The 24,914-nt window shown below is 30.4% G+C and carries 31 protein-coding genes; 28 read left to right on the plus strand and 3 right to left on the minus strand.

Going from position 1 to position 24,914, the window contains the following annotated elements:
• Window positions 1–137: 137 nt before the first annotated feature.
• From B3040_RS17820 to B3040_RS17840, 5 genes are all read left to right on the plus strand, one after another.
• A complete protein-coding gene (locus B3040_RS17820) occupies window positions 138–1,181 on the plus strand; it encodes a CPBP family intramembrane glutamic endopeptidase (protein WP_291576297.1) in 1,044 nt (347 codons plus the stop codon).
• 36 nt (window positions 1,182–1,217) lie between these two features.
• A complete protein-coding gene (locus B3040_RS17825) occupies window positions 1,218–1,721 on the plus strand; it encodes a hypothetical protein (RefSeq protein ID WP_291576299.1) in 504 nt (167 codons plus the stop codon).
• 16 nt (window positions 1,722–1,737) lie between these two features.
• Entirely contained in the window at window positions 1,738–2,298 is a 561-nt protein-coding gene (locus B3040_RS17830; RefSeq protein ID WP_291576301.1) for a histidine phosphatase family protein, read from the plus strand.
• 20 nt (window positions 2,299–2,318) lie between these two features.
• Window positions 2,319–2,909 carry an AAA family ATPase gene (locus tag B3040_RS17835; RefSeq protein ID WP_291576303.1) on the plus strand — a complete coding sequence of 197 codons (591 nt, stop codon included), beginning with the start codon at window positions 2,319–2,321 and terminating at the stop codon, window positions 2,907–2,909.
• 308 nt (window positions 2,910–3,217) lie between these two features.
• Window positions 3,218–3,736 (plus strand): DUF6886 family protein, encoded by a 519-nt coding sequence (locus B3040_RS17840; protein ID WP_291576306.1) that lies wholly within the window; start codon window positions 3,218–3,220, stop codon window positions 3,734–3,736.
• 161 nt (window positions 3,737–3,897) lie between these two features.
• Here B3040_RS17840 and B3040_RS17845 read toward each other — a convergent pair whose 3' ends face one another.
• Window positions 3,898–4,593, minus strand: coding sequence for a GerMN domain-containing protein (locus tag B3040_RS17845; protein WP_291576308.1), 696 nt, complete (start codon window positions 4,591–4,593; stop codon window positions 3,898–3,900).
• A 146-nt stretch (window positions 4,594–4,739) separates the two neighbouring features.
• On the opposite strand from B3040_RS17845, the gene B3040_RS17850 reads away from it, so the two are divergent.
• From B3040_RS17850 to B3040_RS17865, 4 genes are all read left to right on the plus strand, one after another.
• Window positions 4,740–5,255, plus strand: coding sequence for an NUDIX hydrolase (locus B3040_RS17850; RefSeq protein ID WP_291576310.1), 516 nt, complete (start codon window positions 4,740–4,742; stop codon window positions 5,253–5,255).
• A gap of 17 nt (window positions 5,256–5,272) precedes the next feature.
• Window positions 5,273–6,097, plus strand: a complete 825-nt coding sequence (locus B3040_RS17855; protein ID WP_291576312.1) for a GNAT family N-acetyltransferase — start codon at window positions 5,273–5,275, stop codon at window positions 6,095–6,097.
• A gap of 116 nt (window positions 6,098–6,213) precedes the next feature.
• Window positions 6,214–6,702, plus strand: a complete 489-nt coding sequence (locus B3040_RS17860; protein ID WP_291576314.1) for a type II CAAX prenyl endopeptidase Rce1 family protein — start codon at window positions 6,214–6,216, stop codon at window positions 6,700–6,702.
• Between the two features lie 46 nt (window positions 6,703–6,748).
• Window positions 6,749–7,219 carry an NUDIX hydrolase gene (locus B3040_RS17865; RefSeq protein ID WP_291576316.1) on the plus strand — a complete coding sequence of 157 codons (471 nt, stop codon included), beginning with the start codon at window positions 6,749–6,751 and terminating at the stop codon, window positions 7,217–7,219.
• Between the two features lie 295 nt (window positions 7,220–7,514).
• Here B3040_RS17865 and B3040_RS17870 read toward each other — a convergent pair whose 3' ends face one another.
• Window positions 7,515–8,432 (minus strand): alpha/beta fold hydrolase, encoded by a 918-nt coding sequence (locus B3040_RS17870; protein ID WP_291576318.1) that lies wholly within the window; start codon window positions 8,430–8,432, stop codon window positions 7,515–7,517.
• Window positions 8,433–8,720: 288 nt separating this feature from the next.
• On the opposite strand from B3040_RS17870, the gene B3040_RS17875 reads away from it, so the two are divergent.
• From B3040_RS17875 to B3040_RS17955, 17 genes are all read left to right on the plus strand, one after another.
• Window positions 8,721–9,281: a histidine phosphatase family protein gene (locus tag B3040_RS17875; RefSeq protein WP_291576321.1), complete on the plus strand. Its 561-nt coding sequence runs from the start codon at window positions 8,721–8,723 to the stop codon at window positions 9,279–9,281.
• A 37-nt stretch (window positions 9,282–9,318) separates the two neighbouring features.
• Complete coding sequence (locus B3040_RS17880; RefSeq protein WP_291576323.1) at window positions 9,319–10,080, plus strand: sugar phosphate isomerase/epimerase family protein; 762 nt, start codon at window positions 9,319–9,321, stop codon at window positions 10,078–10,080.
• Between the two features lie 233 nt (window positions 10,081–10,313).
• Entirely contained in the window at window positions 10,314–11,261 is a 948-nt protein-coding gene (locus B3040_RS17885; RefSeq protein ID WP_291576325.1) for an SDR family oxidoreductase, read from the plus strand.
• Window positions 11,262–11,553: 292 nt separating this feature from the next.
• Window positions 11,554–12,051, plus strand: coding sequence for a DUF2975 domain-containing protein (locus B3040_RS17890; protein WP_291576327.1), 498 nt, complete (start codon window positions 11,554–11,556; stop codon window positions 12,049–12,051).
• 12 nt (window positions 12,052–12,063) lie between these two features.
• Window positions 12,064–12,279, plus strand: a complete 216-nt coding sequence (locus B3040_RS17895) for a helix-turn-helix domain-containing protein (RefSeq protein ID WP_017414019.1) — start codon at window positions 12,064–12,066, stop codon at window positions 12,277–12,279.
• A 196-nt stretch (window positions 12,280–12,475) separates the two neighbouring features.
• A complete protein-coding gene (locus tag B3040_RS17900; RefSeq protein WP_291576330.1) occupies window positions 12,476–13,033 on the plus strand; it encodes a hemerythrin domain-containing protein in 558 nt (185 codons plus the stop codon).
• Window positions 13,034–13,258: 225 nt separating this feature from the next.
• Complete coding sequence (locus B3040_RS17905; protein ID WP_291576332.1) at window positions 13,259–13,660, plus strand: hypothetical protein; 402 nt, start codon at window positions 13,259–13,261, stop codon at window positions 13,658–13,660.
• Between the two features lie 557 nt (window positions 13,661–14,217).
• On the plus strand, window positions 14,218–15,408 hold the full coding sequence (locus B3040_RS17910) for a 5-bromo-4-chloroindolyl phosphate hydrolysis family protein (protein ID WP_291576334.1): 1,191 nt from the start codon (window positions 14,218–14,220) through the stop codon (window positions 15,406–15,408).
• A gap of 43 nt (window positions 15,409–15,451) precedes the next feature.
• Complete coding sequence (locus B3040_RS17915) at window positions 15,452–16,600, plus strand: toxic anion resistance protein (protein ID WP_291576337.1); 1,149 nt, start codon at window positions 15,452–15,454, stop codon at window positions 16,598–16,600.
• Window positions 16,601–16,755: 155 nt separating this feature from the next.
• Window positions 16,756–16,971: a hypothetical protein gene (locus tag B3040_RS17920; RefSeq protein ID WP_291576339.1), complete on the plus strand. Its 216-nt coding sequence runs from the start codon at window positions 16,756–16,758 to the stop codon at window positions 16,969–16,971.
• 82 nt (window positions 16,972–17,053) lie between these two features.
• Window positions 17,054–18,343: an MFS transporter gene (locus B3040_RS17925; protein WP_291576341.1), complete on the plus strand. Its 1,290-nt coding sequence runs from the start codon at window positions 17,054–17,056 to the stop codon at window positions 18,341–18,343.
• Window positions 18,344–18,516: 173 nt separating this feature from the next.
• A complete protein-coding gene (locus B3040_RS17930) occupies window positions 18,517–19,410 on the plus strand; it encodes a GNAT family N-acetyltransferase (protein ID WP_291576342.1) in 894 nt (297 codons plus the stop codon).
• 148 nt (window positions 19,411–19,558) lie between these two features.
• Window positions 19,559–19,897: a YtrH family sporulation protein gene (locus B3040_RS17935; RefSeq protein ID WP_017414028.1), complete on the plus strand. Its 339-nt coding sequence runs from the start codon at window positions 19,559–19,561 to the stop codon at window positions 19,895–19,897.
• Window positions 19,885–20,337 (plus strand): hypothetical protein, encoded by a 453-nt coding sequence (locus B3040_RS17940; RefSeq protein WP_291576344.1) that lies wholly within the window; start codon window positions 19,885–19,887, stop codon window positions 20,335–20,337. The genes B3040_RS17935 and B3040_RS17940 overlap by 13 nt, the downstream gene beginning before the upstream one ends.
• Before the next feature lie 160 nt (window positions 20,338–20,497).
• Window positions 20,498–21,499: a S66 family peptidase gene (locus B3040_RS17945; protein WP_291576347.1), complete on the plus strand. Its 1,002-nt coding sequence runs from the start codon at window positions 20,498–20,500 to the stop codon at window positions 21,497–21,499.
• Between the two features lie 32 nt (window positions 21,500–21,531).
• On the plus strand, window positions 21,532–22,305 hold the full coding sequence (locus B3040_RS17950; RefSeq protein WP_291576349.1) for a metallophosphoesterase family protein: 774 nt from the start codon (window positions 21,532–21,534) through the stop codon (window positions 22,303–22,305).
• A 15-nt stretch (window positions 22,306–22,320) separates the two neighbouring features.
• Window positions 22,321–22,566, plus strand: coding sequence for a TIGR04076 family protein (locus B3040_RS17955; protein ID WP_291576351.1), 246 nt, complete (start codon window positions 22,321–22,323; stop codon window positions 22,564–22,566).
• Window positions 22,567–22,749: 183 nt separating this feature from the next.
• Here B3040_RS17955 and B3040_RS17960 read toward each other — a convergent pair whose 3' ends face one another.
• Window positions 22,750–23,289, minus strand: a complete 540-nt coding sequence (locus B3040_RS17960) for a GNAT family N-acetyltransferase (protein ID WP_291576353.1) — start codon at window positions 23,287–23,289, stop codon at window positions 22,750–22,752.
• Between the two features lie 461 nt (window positions 23,290–23,750).
• Between B3040_RS17960 and B3040_RS17965 the strand changes: the two genes are divergently transcribed.
• Together B3040_RS17965 and B3040_RS17970 are read left to right on the plus strand one after the other, a co-directional pair.
• Complete coding sequence (locus tag B3040_RS17965; RefSeq protein ID WP_291576355.1) at window positions 23,751–24,245, plus strand: HIT family protein; 495 nt, start codon at window positions 23,751–23,753, stop codon at window positions 24,243–24,245.
• Window positions 24,246–24,249: 4 nt separating this feature from the next.
• A complete protein-coding gene (locus tag B3040_RS17970) occupies window positions 24,250–24,903 on the plus strand; it encodes an HD domain-containing protein (protein WP_291576357.1) in 654 nt (217 codons plus the stop codon).
• Window positions 24,904–24,914 lie beyond the last annotated feature (11 nt).

The following is a 24,914-nucleotide window of genomic DNA, read 5'->3' on the forward strand; positions in this document are numbered from 1 at the left end:
TCAAGTTTATTATTAACATGGCTTGTCCTCATTTATTTAAGACTTTGGGGATAAATTTAGAGATTTTTCACTATAGAGGGAATCAGTAAGAAGTTATATAAAGAGTTATTCTTGAAGGGGTTAAAGGGAGAGATTTTATGAGTATTAGATTAGAGCAAATTAAAAAAGAAGTTACCATGTTTTTGACAATTACTTTTGTAATAACATCTTTAATGGGAATAGTCATGTTTTCTATACTAAAGAGTAACAGTGGTATTAAAGCTGACACTTTTGGATTATTACAGATGTTGTACCCAGCTTTAGCAGCTATAATAGTGCAGCTTCGTTATAATAAGGAAAATGTATCTAGGGGGTTAATGAGATTTTTCAAAATTTATATTGTCACTTTTGTCTTGGCTATGGGAATTTTTATAGTTGGAGTATTTGTTTTTCCCACGAAGGTAGATGTTGTATTAAATGGATTAATAGTTGTAGCTAGCTTAATCACCTTTATTATGATTTGCAGTGGAAATCCTGCTGCATATGAGAAAATAAATATGGTGCTTACAAAGAATTTTAAGAAGGTGGTCATGTTAGGTTTATTATTTTTAATTCTTAAAATAATAACTATTATGTTTAGTGTAGTTATTTATGGTGGGTTAGGAGAAACATTCAAAGAACTTGTTCCTAAAATTATATTATCCATAGTTAATATACCTTTTGGGATTGCTTTATCTTACATAATATTCTTCGGTGAAGAACTGGGGTGGAGAGAATATTTACAAGTTAGACTTCAAATTCTTTTCGGCAAGAAAAAAGGGGTTATTATATTAGGTTTTATATGGGGGATATGGCATTTACCTCTTTGTTTTATGTTATATAGTCCAGAAACACCTATATTTTGTGTAATAAGTCATGTGTTTTACTGTATGTTTGCTGGTATATTCCTAGGATATGTATATATGAAAACTGAAAATCTTTGGTCAGTAATAATTATACACTTAATTAACAATACTTTAGCAGTTAGTTTTAATAACGGTGAGTATACCCAAGTTATTTCTCCAACAGACTTAGTTGCTGGAATAGTAATAAGTGCTATTGTATTCTTACCCTTTATCTTTACTAAAGAATACAGAGGAGAAATTCACGAGGGTAAAATAGGAAATTCAGCAAAGCTTTATAAAGAATACAATAATTTATAAGAAAACTTAAGTAATTAAAATAGAGAGGAAATTAATATGGGGATTATTCAAATGGTTGCCAATATATGTGCATTTGTAATAGTATTTCAGCTAACCACAATTATTCATGAGTTAGGACATGCTATACCTGCAAGAATTTTTAGCAAGGATAAGGTTACAATTTATCTTGGGGTAGGGGATAGTAAAAGAAATTTGAAAATTGGGGGCCTTCAAGTGGTGATTAGAGGTTTTGATTCTTTCACTGGATTTGCTCTTTGGAATGGAGATAAACTAACAAGGTTAGGAAAGCTTGTATCAACTATAGGTGGACCACTGATATCTTTAATGGTAGGAATTGGTTCACTTCTAATAGCTAGAAATATAGCAAATAATGCTTTAAATAATCTATTTACCTTTATAGCTTATTACAACTTGTTTCAATTTATTGTTACTGCAATCCCAGTTAAGTATCCAAGTTGGTGGGGTGCATATGGTGGAACTACAAGTGATGGGTATAAGGCCTTAGCAATTTTGAAAGAAAAAGCTCAACCAATTAATTAAGATAGTAGGTGATATAATGATTACTAATATTTATTTGGTTCGCCATGCTCATTCAACCTATACCCCAGAGGAGTTAAGTAGACCACTATCTAGCAAAGGGGCTGAAGCGGCTGAAAAAGTAACGGCTTTACTATTAGAGAAAAATATTAATCATATTATAGCTAGTCCTTACAAAAGAGCAATACAGACTGTAGAGGGGTTAGCACAAACTTTAAACTTAGATATTCAAATAGAGGAAGCCATTAGAGAAAGAAAATTATCAGAAGAACCAGTGGAGGATTTTGAGAATTCTATAATGAGAGTTTGGAAGGATTTCACCTTTAATTTTCAAGGTGGGGAGTCTGGTTTAGAAGCTCAATCAAGAGGAGTTAAAGCTATTTTAAGGATTATAAGTGAATATCGTGGACAAAATATTGCAGTTGGAACCCATGGAAATATAATGGTTTTGATAATGAACTATTTTAATAAAAGCTATGGTTACGATTTTTGGACTACCCTTAAGATGCCTGACATCTATAAACTTAGCTTTGATGGAGAAAAGTTAATGGAAGTCCAAAGAATTTGGAAAGAAGATTAATAGTAAAAAGGAGAAATAAAATGATAGTTTGGATAAATGGGGCTTTTGGATCAGGAAAAACTCAAACTGCTTTTGAACTTCATAGAAGAATTCCTAATTCTTATGTGTATGATCCAGAGAATGTGGGTTTCTTTATTAGAAAAAATATTCCTAAAGGACTAGAAAAAGGTGATTTTCAAGACTTTGAAATGTGGAGAACATTTAATTTTTCTATGCTGAAATATATTAATGATAACTACAAAGGAGTAGTAATTGTGCCCATGACAGTAGTAAATCCAGAGTATTTTAAAGATATTGCAGAGAAGTTAAGAGCAGAGGATATTGAAGTAAAGCATTTTGTTTTATGGGCTTCAAAGGAAACCTTACTTAAAAGGTTAAGAAGTAGGGCAGAGGGGAAGGATTCTTGGGCAGCAAAGCAAATAGACAGATGTATGGAGGGACTTTCAAAGGATATATTTAAGGAGCACATTCATACAGATAACTTATCTATTGAGGAAGTAGTGGAGATAATAGCCTCTTCATCAAATATAAAATTACTTCCAGACAATAGAGGAAAATTTGCAAAAGCATGCCAACGTGCTATGGTAAAATTGAAACATATAAGAGGTTAGATGCAGGACTAACATAGTAAACTAATATGATTAAATACCCCTGTAGAATGTATAAAATTGATACATCCTACAGGGGCATTTTAACTTTCTATATTAAACTGTTTTAGATTTTCAAGGCAAAATCTTTTGCTGTCATTTTTAGAACCATTAAGGGGATCGAGGTGAATTCGAATATAAGCTAAGTATGACGTTGAATCCTTGTAAAAAAGTATTATTAAAAATACAATATGGTATATTGTTACAGTAACTTTATGGTAAAATAGAATATAAAAGTATATTACAATGAGATTAAAGAGTAGGTGAGTAAAATGAGATTATTCCATGTAAGTGAAGAGGGTAATATTAAAATATTCCAGCCAAGGCTACCCTATAGAGATGATTTAGATAAGAGCAAGGGGCTTGTATGGGCAGTTAATGAAAAATGCCTACCAAATTTTTTAACTCCTAGGGATTGCCCAAGAGTTGCTTATCATTGGAGCTCCTTATCAACTAGTGAAGATAAGGACAAGTATTTCTCCTCAAAGGCTTGTAAGCATGTGGTAGCTATTGAATATAAATGGTTTGAAGTTATGAAAAATACAACCTTATACTTATATGAATTTAGCCCTTCGAAGTTTTATCTACAAGATGAAGCTGCCGGATATTATGTAAGTGAGGAAGTAGAAGTTCCAATTAATCAGATTATTATAAAGGATATATTTGAGGAACTATTTAAGAGAAATGTAGAACTGCGGGTGGTAGATAATTTATGGCATCTAAGCAGTGAAATTCAAAAGACTTCCTTAAATTGGTCAATGTGTAGAATGAAAAATGCTACTCCTCTATAGTATTGTAAGTGGAGTAGCATTGTAAAAAGTTACATATTATTTAGCTAGTTATAGAATTTCATAAAGAAGTTTTATTTCAAGCATATCAAAATTTTAAAAGGGAACCAAAGTAAGGCTTAGTTATAATACAAGGCTACATTTTATTTTCTAAATCATATAGTTTACTTAACAAATTTCTTTGCATCACCGTAGTTCACCTTAAAATAACCTTCGGGCAATTCACCTCTTAAACTAGTGTAAAGTTCATCGTTAAAGTATATAGCTACTTTATCAACTCCTAAGTTATAACCATAGGTGGAGAGTAGCATAGTAAGAAGTCCACTTTCTGTAGCATTTCCTAAAGTCATGTGGTTAACATAAGAATCTGAAAATACTACTGTAAGAAGTTTTTTATCTCTATCAACCTTTGCAGATTTAATTTGAACTTTATTTGTTAGAGTTAAAAAGTCCTTATTGTAATTTTGGTTTTGTAGTTCTTTGGTTAAAGCTTTAATTATGGCATTGTCTTCTACAGGAATAGTTGTATCTACATAATACATTGCAAGTTCACTGGTGTTAAAGAAATATAATCTGCAATTAGTATCTTTTATTGAAGGTTTATTTTCATTAGGAGTTACACTGCCTGGCTTTGGGTAATTTGGCTTTTCAGTAGTTGGTTTTTCTTGCTGATTATTGCTAGGAGTATTAGAGTTTGAATTATTGTTAGTTGAGTTATTAGTACCCTGATTGTTAGAGTTTTCGTTATTAAGATTTATATTGTTGTTATTTTCATTTTTTATCTGTGTATTACTTTTGCAACCACTTACAAGAAAAGTGAAAAATAATAGTACAGTTATAAGAATAAAATATTTTTTCAATTATAACCTCTCCTAAATTTTTAATATTTATATATTTATTATATTACAACAGGAGCTTAGGTTGACCTATTTTTATAAAGTACTTAAGGAGGGTATCATGGAATACAAATTTATTGTGGAAATATTTGAAGAGGGAGAGTTTAATTATGATTTTTAATTATGAATTAGGGGTTAAAAAAGAACATATGAAAAACAGCAAGGTAAATCATAGACAAGCAGTTAGAGGAATTATTTTCAGGGACAACAGAATTTTAATGGTGTATACCAATAAAGGTGATTATAAGTTTCCAGGGGGTGGAGTAAATAAGGAAGAAACCTTTGAAGCTGCTTTAATGAGAGAAGTTTGTGAGGAAACAGGGTATACAGTAAATAATATACAGGGAAAAATAGGGGCAATGGTTGAGAGAAAAATTGATGACTTTGATGGAATCTCAATGTTTGAAATGACCTCTCATTATTATTTATGTGAGGTATCTAATACAAAGACAGCTCAAAACTTAGATGATTATGAAGCAGATTTAGATTTTCAGCCTATATGGATACTTATTGATGAAGCAATAAAAATAAATGAAGAAATCCTTAAAAAGGATTCTAATGATAGAAACCCTTGGGTGGATAGAGATACTTTAGTTCTAAAAGAGCTGAGAAAAATAAGGGGTTAGAAAGAAGAGGGTAGATTATGAGGAAAATAAATCAATTAACCAATGAAATAAAACAGAGTATATTAGATTATCTATACAAAGATGAAATGTATAACTCAATATTAATAGAACTAATTGAAAATAACTTTGAAAACTTAGGAGAGCTATTTATAAGTGATGATAGTAAAGAAATAACAGGTATTCTTCATATAAAAAATGATGGAAATTCTGATTTCACAAGCTTTCATTATAGTACAGAACAGGCATTAAAAGCAATTGCAGAGGAAATTAAAGGTCTAAACTATAAAAAAATACTACTTGCAGGGACACTTGAGAAAGTTACTGACCTGCTTTCTCTTCTAGGCGATAAAAGAAAGCCAGAAGAAAATGTGTTTTATAAATTAAATCCTGAAAAATACAAAGAGATTTCTAAAAATTACAGAACTAAAATCAGACTGGCAGCATTAAACAAAGAAGATATAGAAAAGGTTAAAAAGTTTACAGCGGCTTTTTTAGAGGCGAAAACAGAAGAGGAAGTTAGAAGTATTACTGATGATGATAAAATACTGCCCAAAATGAAATCAGGTGTTTACCTATTAGAATGTGAAGGTAAAGCCATAGGAATGGCAAGGTTTATAGGAAAAACCAAGAATTATGCAGAAGTTACAAGTGTTTATATAGAGGAGAGTTATAGAAATAGAGGTTTTGGCAAGGAATTAATTGGCCATATGAGCCACATTGCTCTTAAAGAAAATAAAATACCAGTATTAGAGGCGTGGCAGACAAATATGGCAGCTAGAAAAACCTATGAAGCCATGGGCTTTGAAGAAAAAGGAAAATATGCCTTTGAGTTTCTTACTTAGATGAAAGTCTTAGCAGTAATTTAATAGTTTACAATGTAATGAAATGCTATTTAATATTGCCTTAACTTAAAGAGAGAGCAAATAAGATATATTTTAAATGCATCAGGGGGATACCAATGAAAAATAATATAATAAGATTACACAATTACCTTAAAGGATTAACACCAGTTAAATTTATTATTACTGTCCTCATTATGAAAGTTTTATTTAATTTACTCATGACGCCAATAGGTATTTTATATACTACAAATATTGGAGCAGTAGGTGGACCAATTGAGAATAGTGTGCTAAATTTGGAGATGTTTATAATCGCAGTGATTATAGCTCCTATTATTGAAAGTTTTATTTTTCAATTAGGAATTATAAGAATTCTTCAGGATTTACTAAAAGTAAAAAACAAAAAATTGTTAATATTAATATCAGCAATTATTTTTGCAGCCCAACACTGGTATAGTCCATTTTATATATTGCTAATGATTTTCCCAGGAATAATTTATGCATATACATTTCTTATCTATGATGATAAGAAGTATCATCCATATTTAATGATAGTTGTAATACATGCTTTAAATAATTTAGTTACGCTTTCATTGAGCTTAATTTAAGTTTTAACTCTGTGAAAAATTAAATAAATTGAATAGAGGGAAAAAGATGATTAATTTTAAAACTGAAAAAGGGATTTTTAACTTTAGAACTGCAGGAATTTTATTTCATGATAATAAAGTACTCATTCATCGTAGAATAAATGACGATTTTTATGCATTACCTGGAGGAAGAGTAGAAATCCTTGAAGATACTGAAACTACTATTATAAGAGAAATGGAAGAAGAGTTAGGAGTTTATGTTAAAATCGAGAGATTACTATGGGTATGTCAAAGCTTTTTTGGCAGCGATGATAGCAAATACCATGAAATTTGTTTTTATTATCTAATTAATTGTGAAGATAAAGAATTAATTACTAAAGAAGATGTATTTTTAGTATCAGAAAATGATAAAACCTTTGAATTTAAGTGGGTTCCAATAGATGAAATTGAAAAAGAACCTTTTTATCCTACTTTTATAAAAAACAGATTAGGGAATTTACCTACTACTATTGAAAGCATTATAGACTTCGAAGAATAAAAGAGTGATTATGAAATAAATTTAAGATTATTGGAACTTAAGAGGGATCATGATTATTATTTTATAAAGCAAGTGAATTTTATAAAGATGATATAAAAAGGCTGCCTCGTAGTGCATAGCTCTGCATTATGAGGCAACTGTTCAATTATAGGAACCAAAGTCTCCACTTAACTTATATAGTATATTTACCTTGATTTTATTAAAGATTTATAATTGCTTAGCAGGTTGGAATGCTTTTAAATTACCATCCCTAGTCATAACAGCAATAACTATAGAAATAGCTAAATTAAATGGACTATTTAATATTAACTTGATTGATTACTTCAAGAACTTTCTCTACTATTATTTCAGGGCAATATTGATGGATATTATGACCTGCACCATTGACTAAAGTAAATTCTCCCTTAGAGCTATAGGATGCTTTAGATTTATTTAATTCCTGTAATAAGTTTTCAAAAGTTATAGCTTCACTTTCTATTATTCCAGCATTAATTAAGTTATTTATTTCAGGGGTTCCATCTCTTCCTAAAACCTTCAACGGAATATCTAAGCCCATAGAACCTAAAGTTTCTACTTCTTTTCCACTTTCAATCATATTTTCAAGTTCTGAGGCCGTTGCTTTGTACAAATCAGGTTTAATTATAAAGTTTTTTATTTTATCTTGTATGCACACTGGAAAGTTAAGTTGCCAAGGTGATAATTTAGGATTAACTTCTTCAATGAGCTGTTCATTACTCATACTTCCTATATGTCTCATTCTTTCTAAAGCCCTAGCTGTAGGGTAGGTAGACTGAATAGAAGGCAGAGATCTTTTTAGTTCTTCTACTTTGTACATTTCAATTGGACTTGAATCAACTAAAACTAAGCCAGAGACATAATTAGGAAATAGTTTAGTAAAATGTAAAGCACATATACCACCAAAAGAATGACCCACTAATATTATAGGTTCAGTTATATTTTCTTTTTCTAACAGGAGCTTTAAATTTTTAGAAATTCTTAAGCTTGTACACTTATTAGTTGTTAAAGCACTGTTACCATAACCTTCTCTATGGTACAAAATAACTCTTGCAACTTTTGAGATTTCATTAGCAATATTATTCCATTCATAAAAAGAGCAACCCATTCCAGTTTCCAAGACTACCACAGGACCATAATTTCCTAAAGTGCATAGCTCTATGCTTGTAGTTTCAATATTTATAATTTTTGTATTCATAACACATCTTTAGGTCAAATATTAAGTATATTTAACCTAAATACTCACCTCTTCCCCTTATACCTGTACTCAAATTTATATAAAAAATTTTAAACTTATGGATATATAATATCATGAAATGCAAATAATTCACACAATTGTGTATAATCTGATAAATAATCAGTGGGTTTATAGTTATCTGTAAGAATATAACTTATAATATAATAAAAGGATATGGTTGGAAGTTAAAGTTTCAAAGTTAACAGGTAAAAAGACTATAAGGAAAATGTATAAATTGGGGGTAGTATTATGACAAAACTTATACTAATAAGGCATGGGGAGCCGGACTACAGTGATGTAACAGAAAGAAGTTTTAAAGGGCATGGAATAGATCTAGGACACCTTACACCAGCAGGCATAGAACAAGCAAAGGCTGTGGCAAAAGATGAAAGGTTAATAGGGGCAAGTATTATTGTGTCTTCACCTTATACAAGAGCTTTGCAGACAGCTGCAATTATATCTAAAGAAACTTCACTGGATATAAGTATTGAACTTGATATCCATGAATGGTTACCAGATTTAACTTATAATTACGTTGATGATGAAATAGTTAAACAGGCTGCAAGAGAATGTACTCTTTGTAAGGGAGAGTATGATGAGAAAGATTCGAAAGGCTGGGAAAAGCTTAGTACTGTTGCGGACAGATCCTTTAAAGCTTTAGAAAAATATTTAGATTATGACAAGATAATCGTAGTAACTCATGGAGTTGTGATGAGGCAATTTAAATTTCAACCCTCAATACCATACTGTGGAATTGTGGAAGTAGAGTTTCATAAGGATTACAAATGGAGTGGATGGGTTGAGAATTAGTGATAAACTAAATGGAAGTTTTCGAGGGGGTGATTAGGTGAAAGAGGTTTATGTTTCTACTTTAAAAGATGAGTCAGAGAAAATTCTCAAGCTGGCTAAGGAGATGGGGTTAGGGTTTGAAGTCCAGAGTTTTATTCAGCCATACTCTATAGGTGATTATAATAGAAAACTTGAAACTATAAGGTGTAAGTTAGAACACATACAGCAGGTATCTTTACACGGACCTTTTGTTGATTTATTTACAGGAAGCAGAGACCCTAAAATAGTTGAAGTAGTGAAAAGTAGATTTTGGGATGCCTACTATACTGCTAGGAGCATTAAAGCTAAACACTTAATATTTCATGCAGGATATGTACCAAAGGCATTTTTTCCTATACAGTGGCTAGAAACTTCAGCAGAATTTTGGAAGGATTATTTAGAAAGTATCGACCATGATGTTGAAATACATATTGAAAATGTGTGTGAAGATCAATGGGGGACTATAGCAGAGCTAATAGAAGTAGTTGATAGTCCTAGGTTTTCTGCCTGTCTTGATATTGGACATGCTAATGTAAATTCATCAGTACCATTAGAACAATGGATTAAAGGGTTAAATAAACATATTAAGTATGTACACTTACATAATAATTATGGTATTTCGGATAATCACTATGGTTTGTGTAATGGAGATATTGATATTTTAAAAACTTTAGAATTACTTGAAATATATGCACCAGATGCTAAGTGGTCATTAGAAACTAAATTAGAAGAAACAGAAGAATCTATATTGTTTTTATCTAAAAATGGGTTTATTGAATAACGGCATTCTTACGGGCATTAACTTATTAGATAAGGAACTGGATAGAAAAGTAAAAGGTAATATATGGATTTAGGGATTATGTTCTCATACTAGATATGATTTTAGTGTGTTTTTAGAAAAAACTGTTTTAAAGCATTTGAAGGTATAGAATTTAGTTAGAAATCAATCAATAGGCGAGAATAAAAACAATTTCTAAAGTTTGATATTTATTAAAAAATCATGGAGGATAATATATGAAAGTATTAGTTATGGGAGGAACTGAATTTGTAAGCAGTTCTTTAGCAAAACATCTTATAGATAAAGGGTATACTGTGGACATTTTCACAAGAGGGATTAAGGAAATTAAATATGAGGGTATTAGAAAACATCTAAAAGGGGATAGAAAATTAATTGAAGACTTAGAAAGAAATCTTTTAGGAGAAAGTTATGACTATGTCTTTGATATTTCAGCCTATGTGAAAGAGGATGTGAAAAAGTTAGTTAAAGTTTTAAAGAGAGATAACTTAAAAAGATATGTATTTTGCAGCTCAGGAGCAGTATATGTACCCTCAGAAGAAATGATTACTGAAGACTTTACTAGGGGGGAGAACTTTAATTGGGGTAGTTATGGATACGATAAAAAGGAAGCAGAAGATTACCTCTTTGAAGTGTGCAAAAAAGAAAAGTTTCCGATAACTATATTTAGACCTACTTATATATATGGAGAAGAGAATAATTTATATAGAGAAACGTACTTCTTTGATAGGATAAGTGAAGGTTTAGATATTCCTATACCAAGTGGAGATAAAAGAACTCAATTTATTCATATCAGTGACTTAGTTCAAGTCTTTGAAAGCGCTGTAAAAGCAGAAAAATCTATAGGACAAGCATACAATGTAACTCACCCCGAAATTGTAACTTGGAATTACTTGGTAAAAACCGCTATGGGAATAGTGAACAGGAAGGTTAATACTATAGAAGTTGATGAGGAAAAAGAAAATATAAATACAAGAGAGTATTTTCCTTTTAGAAATGTTACCTATTTGCTAGCTACAAAAAAGGCAGAAGACCATGGACTATATGTGCCAAAACTTTCTCTGTCTGAAGGGATGGTGCTGGCTTATAATTACTACAGCAAAAACAAGTCAATATTAAAAGATATAAGAATGGATAAAATTGAATTAGTATTAAGAAAAAAATAATTTTAGAGCTATCTTTGCTTATGATTGAAGATAATAAGTCTTCATTTTATTAGCAAGGGTAGTTTTTATTTTGGAACTGCACTTCTCTTAGAAAATTGGATATTTGTTTTCAAAAGGGGACTCTTGTGTTACAAATGGGAATTTCGTGTTACAATTCACCCCAATTTTAACCTTTGGAAAAGATAATTTAATGTTATAGATATATTTTTTAATGATAAACGATAAAAAATGCTTGAAATACATTAAATACCATGCTATGATAAATATATGGTAAATAAAGGAGGTTGATTTTATGAGTCAAAACAGTATCAAAATTAAAAAAATTAGTAAGGCAATGCTAATGTTTGTCAGAGTGCTGACTTTAGTACTTGTAACTTTAGCAGTATATTTTACTGTTAAAAGCTTCTCTATTAATTATGATAATGGGTTATTTAGAGAATTTACTGCACTTCTTGTGTCTTCCATGGATGCATTGCTTATTATTGCTATTTTAGCAGTGGTATGCAACTTGTTAAAATCTATAGAGAAGGACTACACACCTTTTAATATCAGTAATGTTAAAAAGTTAAAAGTTTTATCTGCTCTTCTTCTTGCATTTGAACCAGTACATTTGATTTCAACAAAAGTTGTTCAATCAATACGTCCGCTAATTTTAGAAGGTGGAACAAGGGTTACTTCATTCACATCTTTTGGTGGTGTATTCTTTGCAGTAGGACTGGTTGTATTCTGTATTGCTTTAATATTTGAATACGGTATAGAACTTCAAAAGCAATCAGATGAAACCCTTTAAGGAGGATATGATATGGCTATTATTTTAAGACTTGACCGAATGATGGCACACCGTAAAATGTCATTAAATGAATTAGCTGAAAAAGTTGGAATTTCTAACGTTAATCTTTCGAATATTAAAACAGGAAAAGTAAGTGCAATACGATTTTCCACTCTTAATGCCATTTGTAGAATACTAGATTGCCAGCCAGGAGATATTTTAGAGTATAACCCTGATACTGAGGATTAAATTGTTAAATCCGTATCTATAGTTACCGAATTTTTTAAAAGTATATTTTATAATTAGATTAACTTAAAGATAAATGAAATTTTAAAAAAGTAATTTATTTTCAGATTTACCTATAAGGCAGGTTAGTCTAAGAATATTTTGCTAATTTAAATGGAAAATATAAATAAAGAGTATTTAGATAAAAGGAGATGTAACTATGAACGGAATTAATTTAATGGTTGAAGAACATAAATATATTAAAAGGATGCTTTTGGTATTAAGAAAAGCAAGCTATGGAATTTTAAAAAGGGCAGAAGTTAATTTTGAGGATTTCGAAAAGATGATTGACTTTGTTAGAAGTTATGCAGACAATCATCACCATGGAAAAGAGGAAAAAATTCTTTTCAATCGAATGGTAACCGAAATTGGAGGTCCTGCTGAAAAATTAGTTAACTTAGGAATGCTGGTAGAGCATGATTTAGGAAGACTTCATATGAAAGAACTAGAAGAAGCATTAGAAAGAGTAAGAGCTGGAGATGATGAAAGTAAGGTGGATGTAATTGCAAATGCAGTTTCTTACACTCATTTATTAACAAGGCACATAGACAAAGAAGACAGCACAGTTTACACTTTTGCTAATAGAAAACTAAGTGGAGAAACATTAAGCACTATTGATATTGAATGTGAAGCCTTTGAAAAAGAAATGGAAGAAAAGAATATTCAACAAAAATATATAAATATATTAGAAGAATTAGAAAAAAAATACGTACTATAATTTAGGCATTTTCAAAAAAATAATCCTTTGTGATTAAATTTAAAAATTCCTAAAGTAAAATAAGTTCATTCACTATTAAGTGGATGAACTTATTTTTGTGGTTAAATGTAAAAGAATAACTTATAATATAATTAGAGGGAAGATATTAAATAGGGAATAATTTAATATTCACTTATAATAGTTAAAGCGCATATATAGGTATTAATAAAAGGAAAGGGGTCTAATATGGGGAGATTAAAATCTAAAGCAATAGGAATTGTGCTTTTGCTAGCATTTTTTCTAGTAGGGTGTTCTGGGGGAGGTTACAGAACCGTCATGTCCTCAGAAAATAGTACAAATAATAGAACTGAAATGACCTATTCAAGTTTTAAGGGAAGTAAGTTCACTTCATTAAAACTTAAACAGGGAGACATACTAGATTTAGATGTTGAGGTAGTTACAAGGGAAGGGAATCTAACAATATCTTTAATTGATGAAGGTAATAAGGAATTGGTTAAGATTGAAAGCCCTAAAGAACCCGTGAAAAAAAATATAAAAGTTGATAAGGATGGAACCTATAAAATAAAAGTTGAAGGTAACCATAAAGGGAGCTATAAAATTAATTGGAATGTAAAAGCAGATGATTAATAAGGTATTTGAAAATGCCTAAGGGAAATCTCGATAAGATTGTATATTATCGAGATTTTAATTATTAAGATGTTAACTAAGTGTTTTTTACATAAAGAGTAAGGTGTTGATGGTAAATAGCAAACCTAAGTATAACTTTAATTTTCATAGTAGATATGTAAGGTGAAAGTTAATTTTTAAAATTTTAAAATAACTTGTTATTAAGGGCTTAATAAGTACTTTTAAAATTGTTATTTTTATGATTTTAATATATAATTAACTCATTAAATATATAAGTTGACACATTATTATTTATAAGTTACGAACTGTATAAAGTAGCTTACAATAAAAGGAAATATAAGTATGTTTTATATACATTTTTAATTATCTTCTATATAGGAACTTAAATTAAGATAATTTATACAGGATCTTATATTGGCACCCTTAAGGGTTTTAGGGATGAACAAAATAAGTTTTTACTAAGTAGGTCTATATTAGAAAGGTAAAAAGGTTACAGTAATTTATAATAAAAATTATTTTTTTGAAATAATTCTAAGATATAATTTGGAGGAATTAATATGGACAAGTGGGATTTTTCGAATTTAGGAGATGAAATTTGGTCTACAGTTCAAGATGCATTAAATACTAGAGATTTTACTAGATTAAAAGATGAAATTCGTTATACTGCAGAAAATACTTTAAATGAAGTAAGAAATAGCTTTGGATCAAATTATAATGGAACAATGGATAGAGGCAATTATACAGAGCAATGGTTTGATAAGCAACAAGTGATGAAAAATCAAAGTATTAATAATACACAAATTGCTAAAAAGCCTGCAGGAAATGTTTCTAGTATCTTATACATGGTATTTGGCTTTACTGGAACGGGATTATTTGGTGCAACTTCTTTAGTATATGGAATTATTAATCTTGCTTTGGGCACTTTTTCATCCATTGGTGCTATTGGGTTTGGAGCTTTATTTTTACTATCATTAGGAAGTTTATCCATGGCTTTAACAGGGGTTAAGTTAAGAAAGAGAGTTAAACGGTTTAAGAAATATGTAAGACAGCTTAGAGGGCGTAATTACTGTTCTATCAAGGAACTAGCTTCTCATATTGGAGAAACAGATAAGTTTGTGGTAAAGGATTTAAGAAAGATGATTGACTTAGGAATGTTTCCAGAAGGTCATATTGATAACAATGAAACCTATCTTTTATTAAATTATGAAATCTACGAGCATTATCAAAGAACTCAAGATGAGCAAAGGAAACAAAGTGAACAAGAAGCTAGTAAACAAAGGGAAGAGGCAGAAAAAAGAAATGATCCTTCTCAAAGAGAAATTAGAGAGGCAATTGAAGAAGGTAGAAGATATATTAAAAAAATTAGGGAAGCTAATGATGCTATACCAGGAGAGGAAATATCAAGGAAGCTTTATAGACTAGAGATAATTACAGAAAAGATATTTAATTATGTAGAGCAGCATCCAGAGCAGCTTCCAGCACTTCATAAGCTGATGAGCTATTATCTTCCGATTACACTTAAGCTAGTAACTAGTTATGAGCAGCTTGATGCTCAACCAGTTCAAGGGGAAAATATAATGACAGCTAAAAGTGAAATAGAGGATACCTTAGACACAATAAGTGGTGCTTTTGAAAAGTTATTAGATGATTTGTTTAGAGATATAGCTTTTGATATATCTTCAGATATTTCTGTGCTAGAAACCTTGCTTTCTCAAGAAGGCTTAACAGAAAAGGATTTTAAGAAGTAAAGGTATCTAACTATGTGGATACTTCATATATAAGGAGGATATTATGGTGGAGAATGAAATGAAAGATGGGATAGGTGAGGTTCCAACCTTAACCTTTGAACCCTTTGAAGAAGAAACTAAAATCGTGGAAGTACAGGAGAAAAAAGAAGAAGCTCCAGTACTTGATGATAGCTTCTTAACTGAAGAAGAAAAGAAAATGGTAGATGATTTTGCGGCTAAGATTGATATAACTAATTCAAATATGATTCTACAATTTGGAGTTGGATCTCAAAAGAAAATAGCTGATTTTTCGGAGACCGCTTTAAATAATGTAAAGACTAAAGATTTAGGGGAAATAGGAGGCATGCTTTCTGGTGTAGTATTAGAGCTAAAGAACTTTGATGCTAACGAAGAGAAAGAAGGCTTCTTCGGATTCTTTAAGAAAAGTGCAAATAAGCTAACTGCTATGAAAGCAAAGTATGATAAGGTTGATTTAAATATAAATAAGATTTGTACTGCCTTAGAAAATCATCAAATGCAACTTTTAAAAGATGTAGCAATTCTAGATAAAATGTATGAACTTAATAAGGTTTATTTCAAAGAACTTTCAATGTACATTTTAGCAGGAAAGAAGAAACTTGCAAAATTAGAAGAAGAGGAATTACCAGCACTAACAGAAAAGGCTAGAATAAGTGGACTTCCAGAGGATGCTCAGACAGCTAATGATTTTGCAGCTTTGTGCAATAGATTTGAAAAGAAAATTCATGACTTAGAACTAACAAGAATGATTTCCATTCAAATGGCTCCACAAATTCGACTTGTGCAAAATAATGACACTTTAATGTGTGAGAAGATCCAATCTACTATTGTGAATACTATTCCTCTTTGGAAAAGTCAAATGGTTTTGGCTCTAGGAGTTGCTCACTCAAACCAAGCAGCTAAAGCACAACGAGAAGTGTCAGATATGACTAATGAGCTTTTACGTAAAAACGCTGAAACTTTAAAAATGTCAACCATAGAAACTGCAAAAGAATCAGAAAGAGGAATTGTAGATATAGAGACAATAAGAGCAACAAATCAGTCATTAATTTCAACTCTTGATGAAGTAATGCGTATACAAACTGAAGGAAAGCAAAAACGTAAAGAAGCTGAAATGGAATTAAATCAAATTGAACAGGAATTAAAAAATAAGCTTCTTAGTTTAAGAGGATAAGAATAATTTTATTATAAAAATGCCACCATAATTCGATTTATGGTGGCATTTTTATGCGGAACAATACTTCCAATATTTACAAAGCTATCTTAAGGTGCTATAATTATTTTTTAAAATCAGGATATTTTTTATTAAAAAAAGAAAGGAGAGATATTATGAAGAAAATAATATATTTGTTTGGAGAAAACAAATCCTACGAAGATTACGTAAGACCACATAGTTTGAAACATTATGAACTAAGAATATTAGATAGAAGCTGCCAAGTAAAAGCACTAGATAGAAACACAGTTTTAATAAAGAGACATATATATAAGTTAATAGGATTTGGGGAATACCGTAAAACAGTAAGAAAGCTAAATTTATTGTTTTAGGGTATTTTTTTATGCTCTTAAGTAGGAATAAAAAAGCCAATAAGCATGAGTATTATTAATTATTAATTGGGGGGAAGGGTAAATGAAAGAGGGTATTATAAATAAGGAAAATCATAAAAGGGGATTAGGAAAGTCGAAGGATAATAAGAGAGAATATGAAAAAAGGGTGAGTGAAAAACTATGGAATAGAAACTTTACGCTATTACTTCAAGGGCAAGTGATATCTGTTTTTGGAGATAATATTTATGATATCGCACTTCGCTTTTGGATTCTTGCTGAAACTGGTTCAGTTGCTTTAATGGGGGTATTAATGGCAATTACAATTATACCCAAGATATTAATTTCACCCTTTGCTGGCACATTTATTGATAGGCATGATAGAAGGAAAATATTAATTGTTTGTGATGGTATTAGTGGTGTTACTATTCTTTTCATTGGGATAGCAGCAGTAATGAATTTTCTACAAATATGGATGATTCTTATAGCAGGAATTATTGTTGATGTATGCAGGTGCTTTTTTTATCCTACTATAAATTCATCTATACCTGATGTTGTTTCAAACTCTAAACTGATAAAAGCAAACTCTATGTTTGAGCTAGTAAGTTCGGTTAATGAAATGGCTGGATACGCATTAGGTGGTTTTTTAGTAAACCTTATTGCAGTACCTTTATTATTCATATTTAACGGAATAACTTTTTTATTATCAGGGATTGCAGAATATTTTACTAATATACCAAAAATTCAAGAGGTTTCGCAAAGGTTGAATTTTATGGAAGATATGAAAGAAGGAATAAGATATGTTAACAATTTAAAGGGCCTTAAATACCTTTATATAACCATAGCATTTTTGAATTTTTTCGCATCTGTGTCAATGACTCTAACATTACCTTGGTTTAAGGTAAATAATGAACTTGGGATTGAACTATATGGGGTTGCAATGGCTATAAATACCCTCGGTATGTTTATTGGTTTCACTATATTGTCCTTAGTTGAAATAAAAAAAGAAAAAAGATTTTTTGCTTTCATTACAAGTGGAATATTAGTATCTATCACTATGATTCTTTATTCTCTTACATTAAATCCTTACTTGATTTTTATCTTGTTTTTTATTGATGGATTAAGTTTAGCTATAATGGGGTCATTAATTCAATCAACTATGCAAAGCTGTGTATCTCCAAATATGAGATCTAAAGTCTTTGGATTTAAAAATGCTTTATCATCTGCATTAATGCCATTAGGTATGGCTCTTGCTGGTGTGTTAGGAGAAATAGTAAATATGAACCTTATTATACTTGCTGATTATGTGCTATTCCTTATATTCTTTATATATCTTAGTTTTTTATCAAGTGTAAAAGAAATAATTAATGGATAAATAATCTTAAAGGTAAATTAATTATCAAGTTGTATGTGCAAGGCTTCAATAGATATAAAATAAGTCTATTTTTATAGTTAAATGTAAAAAATAGATTATAATGTATATTATAGAAAATAAGGGTATCTTTATAAAGTTTATTTTTTATAGGATATAAAAAGGATGGGGAATAGATGATCTTAAGAAATATAAATAAAAATGAAATTGATTCAGTTATTAAGGCTACTACACCAGAGAAAAGCTCCTTTAAGGATATATTAGAATCCTGGATTAATGAAGGAATAACAAGGTTAGAATGGTGCTTTGTTGTTGAGGATCATGGTAACATCTTAGGAAGGCTAATATATGGTGTCTTTGACAATAGTTTAAAAATGTTAGATATATGGATGAAGAATTTTAATGATGAAACGAAGGAAAAATTACTAAGTGACAGTTTAAAAATAATGAAGGTAAAAGGATTTAATAATGTAGAATGCCATCTTTATTCTGATAAAAATAACTTTCAACAATATGTAAAGGCTTTAACATCAGTCGAGTTTAAAGTTACTCAAGAAAAGAAAAGCTTTGTTTGGGAAGAAGGAATTATTAACAGCTTATCAGGAGATTTATATTTCAGTACATTAGAACAAATTGGTTCAAATGAGTTTATTAATGCAATTGAAAAGGTTACAGTGGGAACTTTAGATGAAGACGATTTAGCATGGGTAAAAGAGTTTGGAAGTAAAGAAGCTGCAATAAAATATTTCAATCTACTGAAGGATATTGACTATACTGAAGGTTGGTGGAAATTAGCCTACAATCGGGAGCAAGAACTATTAGGTTTAGTAGTACCACAAAGATTGACAGAAGGTATTGGTGGTATTAACTACATTGGTGTAATTCCTGAAAAGAGGGGACAAGGCTATATAAACCATTTGGTTATAGAAGGAGTCAAAACTTTGAAGGATAACAATATAAAAAAGGTAATAGCAGATATTGATGTTAAGAATTACCCACTATACAAAGTTCTTCAAAAGCAAGGATTTAAATTAGATTGTACCATGTTAGTACTAAAATTGGATTTATAAGAATGATTTTATAAAAGTAAGTAGGGGGAAGTATTGCTGAAAAAAAGAAGTGAGCATGAGTATATAGGGGACTTCTAGCATAAAACATATTTCACTTTAAAAAAGCATAGCTTATATAGAAATCAATTTAAAAAGAAAAGGAAAAACTATGAATAACTTTATTTCAAATATATTCTATAGCTATTTTATTGCTTTTGGAGTTATGTTAGGTGCTTGCACTTTTGCAGGTGTTGCAGCAATGATAAACAACCACCCACCATTAAAAACTATGATGGATTTCGCAAGTTCTGTTAAGATATGGGCAATAGCTACTGCCTTAGGGGGAACTTTCACTTCCTTTCAAGTTTTGGATGAAGGCGTTTTTAAAGGTGAAGTACGATTAATGATCAAACAAATTGTATATGTTTTAGCGGCATTATTGGGAGCTAATCTTGGGTATTACACCTTGAAGCTTGTGGAGAGGTGTGGTGAGTTATGGACAAAGTAAAAAAAGAGAGGTACTTTTTCTTTCTTGTCACAGGATTTCTTCTAGGTGGACTTATAGGAATAATATCATTTAGCACTTTTATTAGTTATAGAATAGACCAATATCATCACAAGATTAAAACTTTAGAGTCAGAAATTGCAGACAAAGATGCTCGGTTAGAAAAACTTGAAGAAGTCATTAACAAAAAGAAACTAGTTGTAAAAGAGGTTGAAGTTACCTTAGAAAATGAAAATGATGAAATAGCTAAGATCACATTGCAAAAGCACATTAAAGAAAAGCTAGATAAGTTTATTGGTAAAGAAGTAAATAAACTAGATGGAGATATGCTTTGGGAAGTTGTAGATAAGAGAATTATGAAAATAAAAGATAAGGAATATAAGCTAAAGGTAAGTAAACTTATGATTTCTGAAACTATTCATATCTGGGTACAAGTTCAGTAGTAATAAAGCTGTGTGGATGGAAATTAAAGAGCAATAAAAAAGTAGGTTTAGATATATAGGAAATATTATAAAGAAAAATAATAGGGTCACACCCATATTTAAGGTATGAGATTTAGATATCACATATGAGAAGTAAAAAATTGTTAGAGAGGTATCAACGATGAGTTATATAGAAAAATTAAAAGTTGGTGATTCAATTGGAATTTTTTCACCATCAGCACCAATAACATATTTATGCCCTAAGAGGTTCCAAAGGGCAAAGAAATATTTAGAAGAAAAAGGCTTTAATATTATTGAAGGAAATCTCACAGAAAAGCACGATTTTTATAGATCTGGTGGAATAAAAGAAAGGGCAGAAGAGCTAAATAATTTAATTAGAAATCCAGAAGTAAAATGCATCATGTCTACAATTGGAGGAATGAACTCCAATTCTATTTTACCTTATATAGATTATGAAGCCTTTAAAAGGCATCCCAAAATAATTATTGGGTATTCTGATGTTACTGCAATTTTACTTGGCATATATGCACAAACTGGAATAAGTACCTATTATGGGCCTGCTTTAGTTGCTTCCTTTGGAGAATTACCACCATTTGTTGAAGATACATATAAATATTTTAAAGATATTGTTATTGATACAACAATGATTCCTTATAAGTTTAAGATTCCAGACTATTGGACTGAAGAGTTTATTAATTGGGAAACGCAAGATAGAGGTAAGGCAAAGAGAGAGAATCAATGGATAACAGTACATGAAGGTGTCACTCAAGGTAGAGTTATAGGTGGAAACTTAAATACAATGCAAGGAATATGGGGTAGTAAGTATATGCCTGAAATAATGGATGGAGATATACTCTTTATAGAAGATTGCTTAAAGGACATTGCAACCATAGAAAGAAGTTTTTCTCATTTAAAGGTAAATGGAGTTTTTGACAAGATTTCTGGAATAATTCTTGGTAAGCATGAATCTTTTAAAGATTTAAATACAGGCAGAAAACCTTATGAAGTATTATTAGAAGTTTTAGGGGATAAAAAATTGCCTTTTATTGCAGAGTTTGATTGCTGCCATACACATCCAATGATGACTTTACCAATTGGAGCAAATATTGAACTTGATGCTACAAATAGGAAAGTGTCTATTATAAAAGATTGGCATAAATAAATTATAACTAGGTAAGTTGTGGAGGAAATGTTATGAGAATTGCAGTAGTTAGTGATATACACAGTAACCATATTGCTTTTGAAGCAGTTCTAAAAGATATAAGCACTAAGGAAATAGATAAGATTTTCTTTTTAGGTGATTATGTTTTTGGAGGTTACGGATCCAATGAAACTGTGGATTTGTTGATGAGTTTATCAAAGGATAATAAAAAACACTTAATCATATCAGGTAATATTGATGAATTAATAGCTCCAATCGAGGAAGAGGCGGAGTGGATATATCCAGTAAATAAACAAATATATAAAGATTTAGGGAGCAACAGAGTGAATTTTCTTAAATCTCTTTCAAACAGTGCTTTATTTGAAGTGGAAGGAATTAAAATAAAGTTATGTCATAATCCATCGGAGATTGAAATGTTCATATCAGTTGATGAATTACGGAAAGAAAGAAATCAGCCTAATATAAAGGGCCTCGAAGAAATTGCAAAGTCCATGGATAGTGATGCTTGCATTTTTGGTCATTATCATTTGTTTATGGATGAGGAGATAAATGGGAAAAGAATTATATGTCCAAGCTCTGTTGGAATGCCATTTAATGGGGATTCAAGAGCACAATATATTATTTTAGATGTTTCTAAAGGAAGCATTACTACAACTAGTCAGTACGTTGACTATGATAGATTAAAATTAGTGAAAGATTTTGAGGAAAAGGGGTACTTTGAGAAATATTATAATTGGTCTACAGATATAGTTACAACTATATTAACAGCGCATAACTACATAGGTACAACACAACTTAGAAAGTAAGAAGGTGATGACAATATGTCGAAAGTTAAGTTAACAATTATAGAAAGTAATTGTAGATCTGGACATCATAAAAAAGATGATTCATATATAGTAGAGGATACTTGTGCACCAATATGTCATGAACTATGGAATAGCATTTATCCAAGTATATATGTATTATTAAACGGCGGAACTCTAGACTATGGCAATAGTAAAGCAACAAAATTTCAAGCGAAATGTCCAGATGGTGGTAGAGTAGTAATACTAGGTGAACTCTTATAGAAAGTTTAGATAATAACTGAAAGATATTTGGATTGTGAGAGTATTTTTGTGCAACGGGTTAAACGTTCTTTATAATAGAGCAGAAAGCGAGATTATATTGACTGAAAGAAGAGGGAGAAGTTTTATGGAGGCTTTAAGGCCTCCATTATTATACATATTCTAAGTATAGGTTTACTCACATAACTAGCATTTAAAATCCTTCCAATTTACTGGAGTAGTTTGCCTCTTTTGCCAATCCTCTTTTGTGATTCCATAGCCAATTGCATCATAAACACTGCCATCACTGCATTCCCAACCATTTCTATAGTGAGCTTCTTTCACAAATCCACATTTATGAAATACACATCTCATAGCATAGTTATCTTGTCTTGTAGTACCTTCTAGCCTTTTTTTCTCGGGATAATTAGTGAATATATAATCAACAAGCCATTTTATGGTAATTGTACCTATTCCCATACCTTTGTGAGTATTGGAAATTCTTATATCAAATAGCGGGTTACCATCTTCTAAATCAAAAACCCTAATGATTCCAATTTTCACACCTGAGTCTGAAAGAACCCAAAAGGTTTTAGCATCATCACTCGAGTAATACTGATTTTGGTAGCTGACTCGAATTCTATCTGGGTTTGGATTAGGTGTTCCATGGAACTCCCAAGTATTTGATGTCAAAAAGTTTATAAGGTCATCAATTTCATTTGTAAATTCTTCAAAGTATAGTTGCATTATTTTCTTCCCCCTAAATTAATATCAAAATACATCACAAGTCATACTGAATAGTTGTAATATTCAGTTATAAAGTATAACATTTTCTACTATAGAATTCAAATAATTCAGAAAATATTTCATGGAAGGCTAAATTTTTATTTTAAATTTCAATATGATAATTTTAGGAGTTTTAATAAGTTTTACTAATAAATATATAACTCTAAAGAAGTGATTAGTGCCAAAAAAGTTTTCTAATAAAATTGTGGGGTGAATACTTAGTTATATTTGTCAGGAAGGTAATAGAATTAAGAGTTAATTACAAATTATAGTTTTATGTAAAAATATAACTTATAATATAAATATAGTAAATAAACATTTATTATGAAACTAGTAGGCACTAGTTGATATAAAAATAGTATAATAATCTAACTTATAAAACAAAGACAATAAAGCAAATTTTAATTAGGAATGGTGATATAGTGGGGAGAGTAATAACTTTAGCTGATGGAAGAAGAGTAGAAGTTCAATGTTTAAGCTGTGCAATTACAAGTGGCTTAGTTGAGCCTACAGGAGGAGTCATTAAAGAAACTAAACATTTTCATGTGCATCAAGATGTAGCTTATCCAATACAAGGTTTAGTAATCTTAGCATCTAAGAGACATTTTTACTGCATGGATGAACTAACTGTTGAAGAGATGCATGAGTATATTGAATTGGTACATAATATTAGGGAAATACAGAGGAAGATTTTAGGTATAGAAAAAGTTTATTACTTTTATAATGAAGATACGACTCATCATTTTCACTTATGGATGGTTCCAAGATATGAATGGATGTATGAATTTGGACATTCAGTAGAATCATTAAGACCAGTACTACTATATGCTAGAAATAATTTAAATACTGAGGAAAATATGAGTAAAGTAATCCAGGCAATAGATAAATTACGCCAAGGGTTAAAGGAGTTGAGGTAATATAATGAAAGAGATTTTTAAAAGGCTACTTGATGGATTTGTATTTACTGGTGATTTACATAAGGATACTTATAATTTACTAATACTTCATAATAGACAAGTTGTAGCAGAGCATTCTAAAGCTGTAGCAGAGGAATGCAAGACTCTAGCTATTAAATTTGGAATAAATGAAGAGGCTGCTGAAATAGCAGGTCTTCTGCATGACATTAGTGCTATATTTCCCTTTCAGCAGCGATTAGAAATTTCAAGTTTATTGGGTATTCAAGTGTTAAAAGAAGAAGAAGATTTTCCTTTAATTCTTCATCAAAAAATTTCTCAAGTTATGGCAAAAGAAATTTGGAACATTAGCAATGAGGACATATTAAGTGCAATTGGTTGCCATACAACCTTAAAGAGGGAATATGCACAATTAGATTTACTATTATTTGTTGCTGATAAAATTAAATGGGATCAAAAGGGTGATCCTGAATACTTAGATGAGGTAATTAGTGGATTAGATATATCTTTAGAGCATGGAGCCTATGCCTACATAAAACATCTTATGGATAACAAATCTAACTTGAAAGTAGTACATCCTTGGCTTATAGAGGCTTATGATAGTTTAAGAGCAAAGCTTAATGAGATAGGTTTACAAAGAAATCATTATCTTATACAGTAAAGTAAAATTTA

The sequence above is a fragment of the Clostridium sp. UBA4548 genome, assembly GCF_002387895.1.
Lineage (GTDB): Bacteria > Bacillota > Clostridia > Clostridiales > Clostridiaceae > Clostridium_J.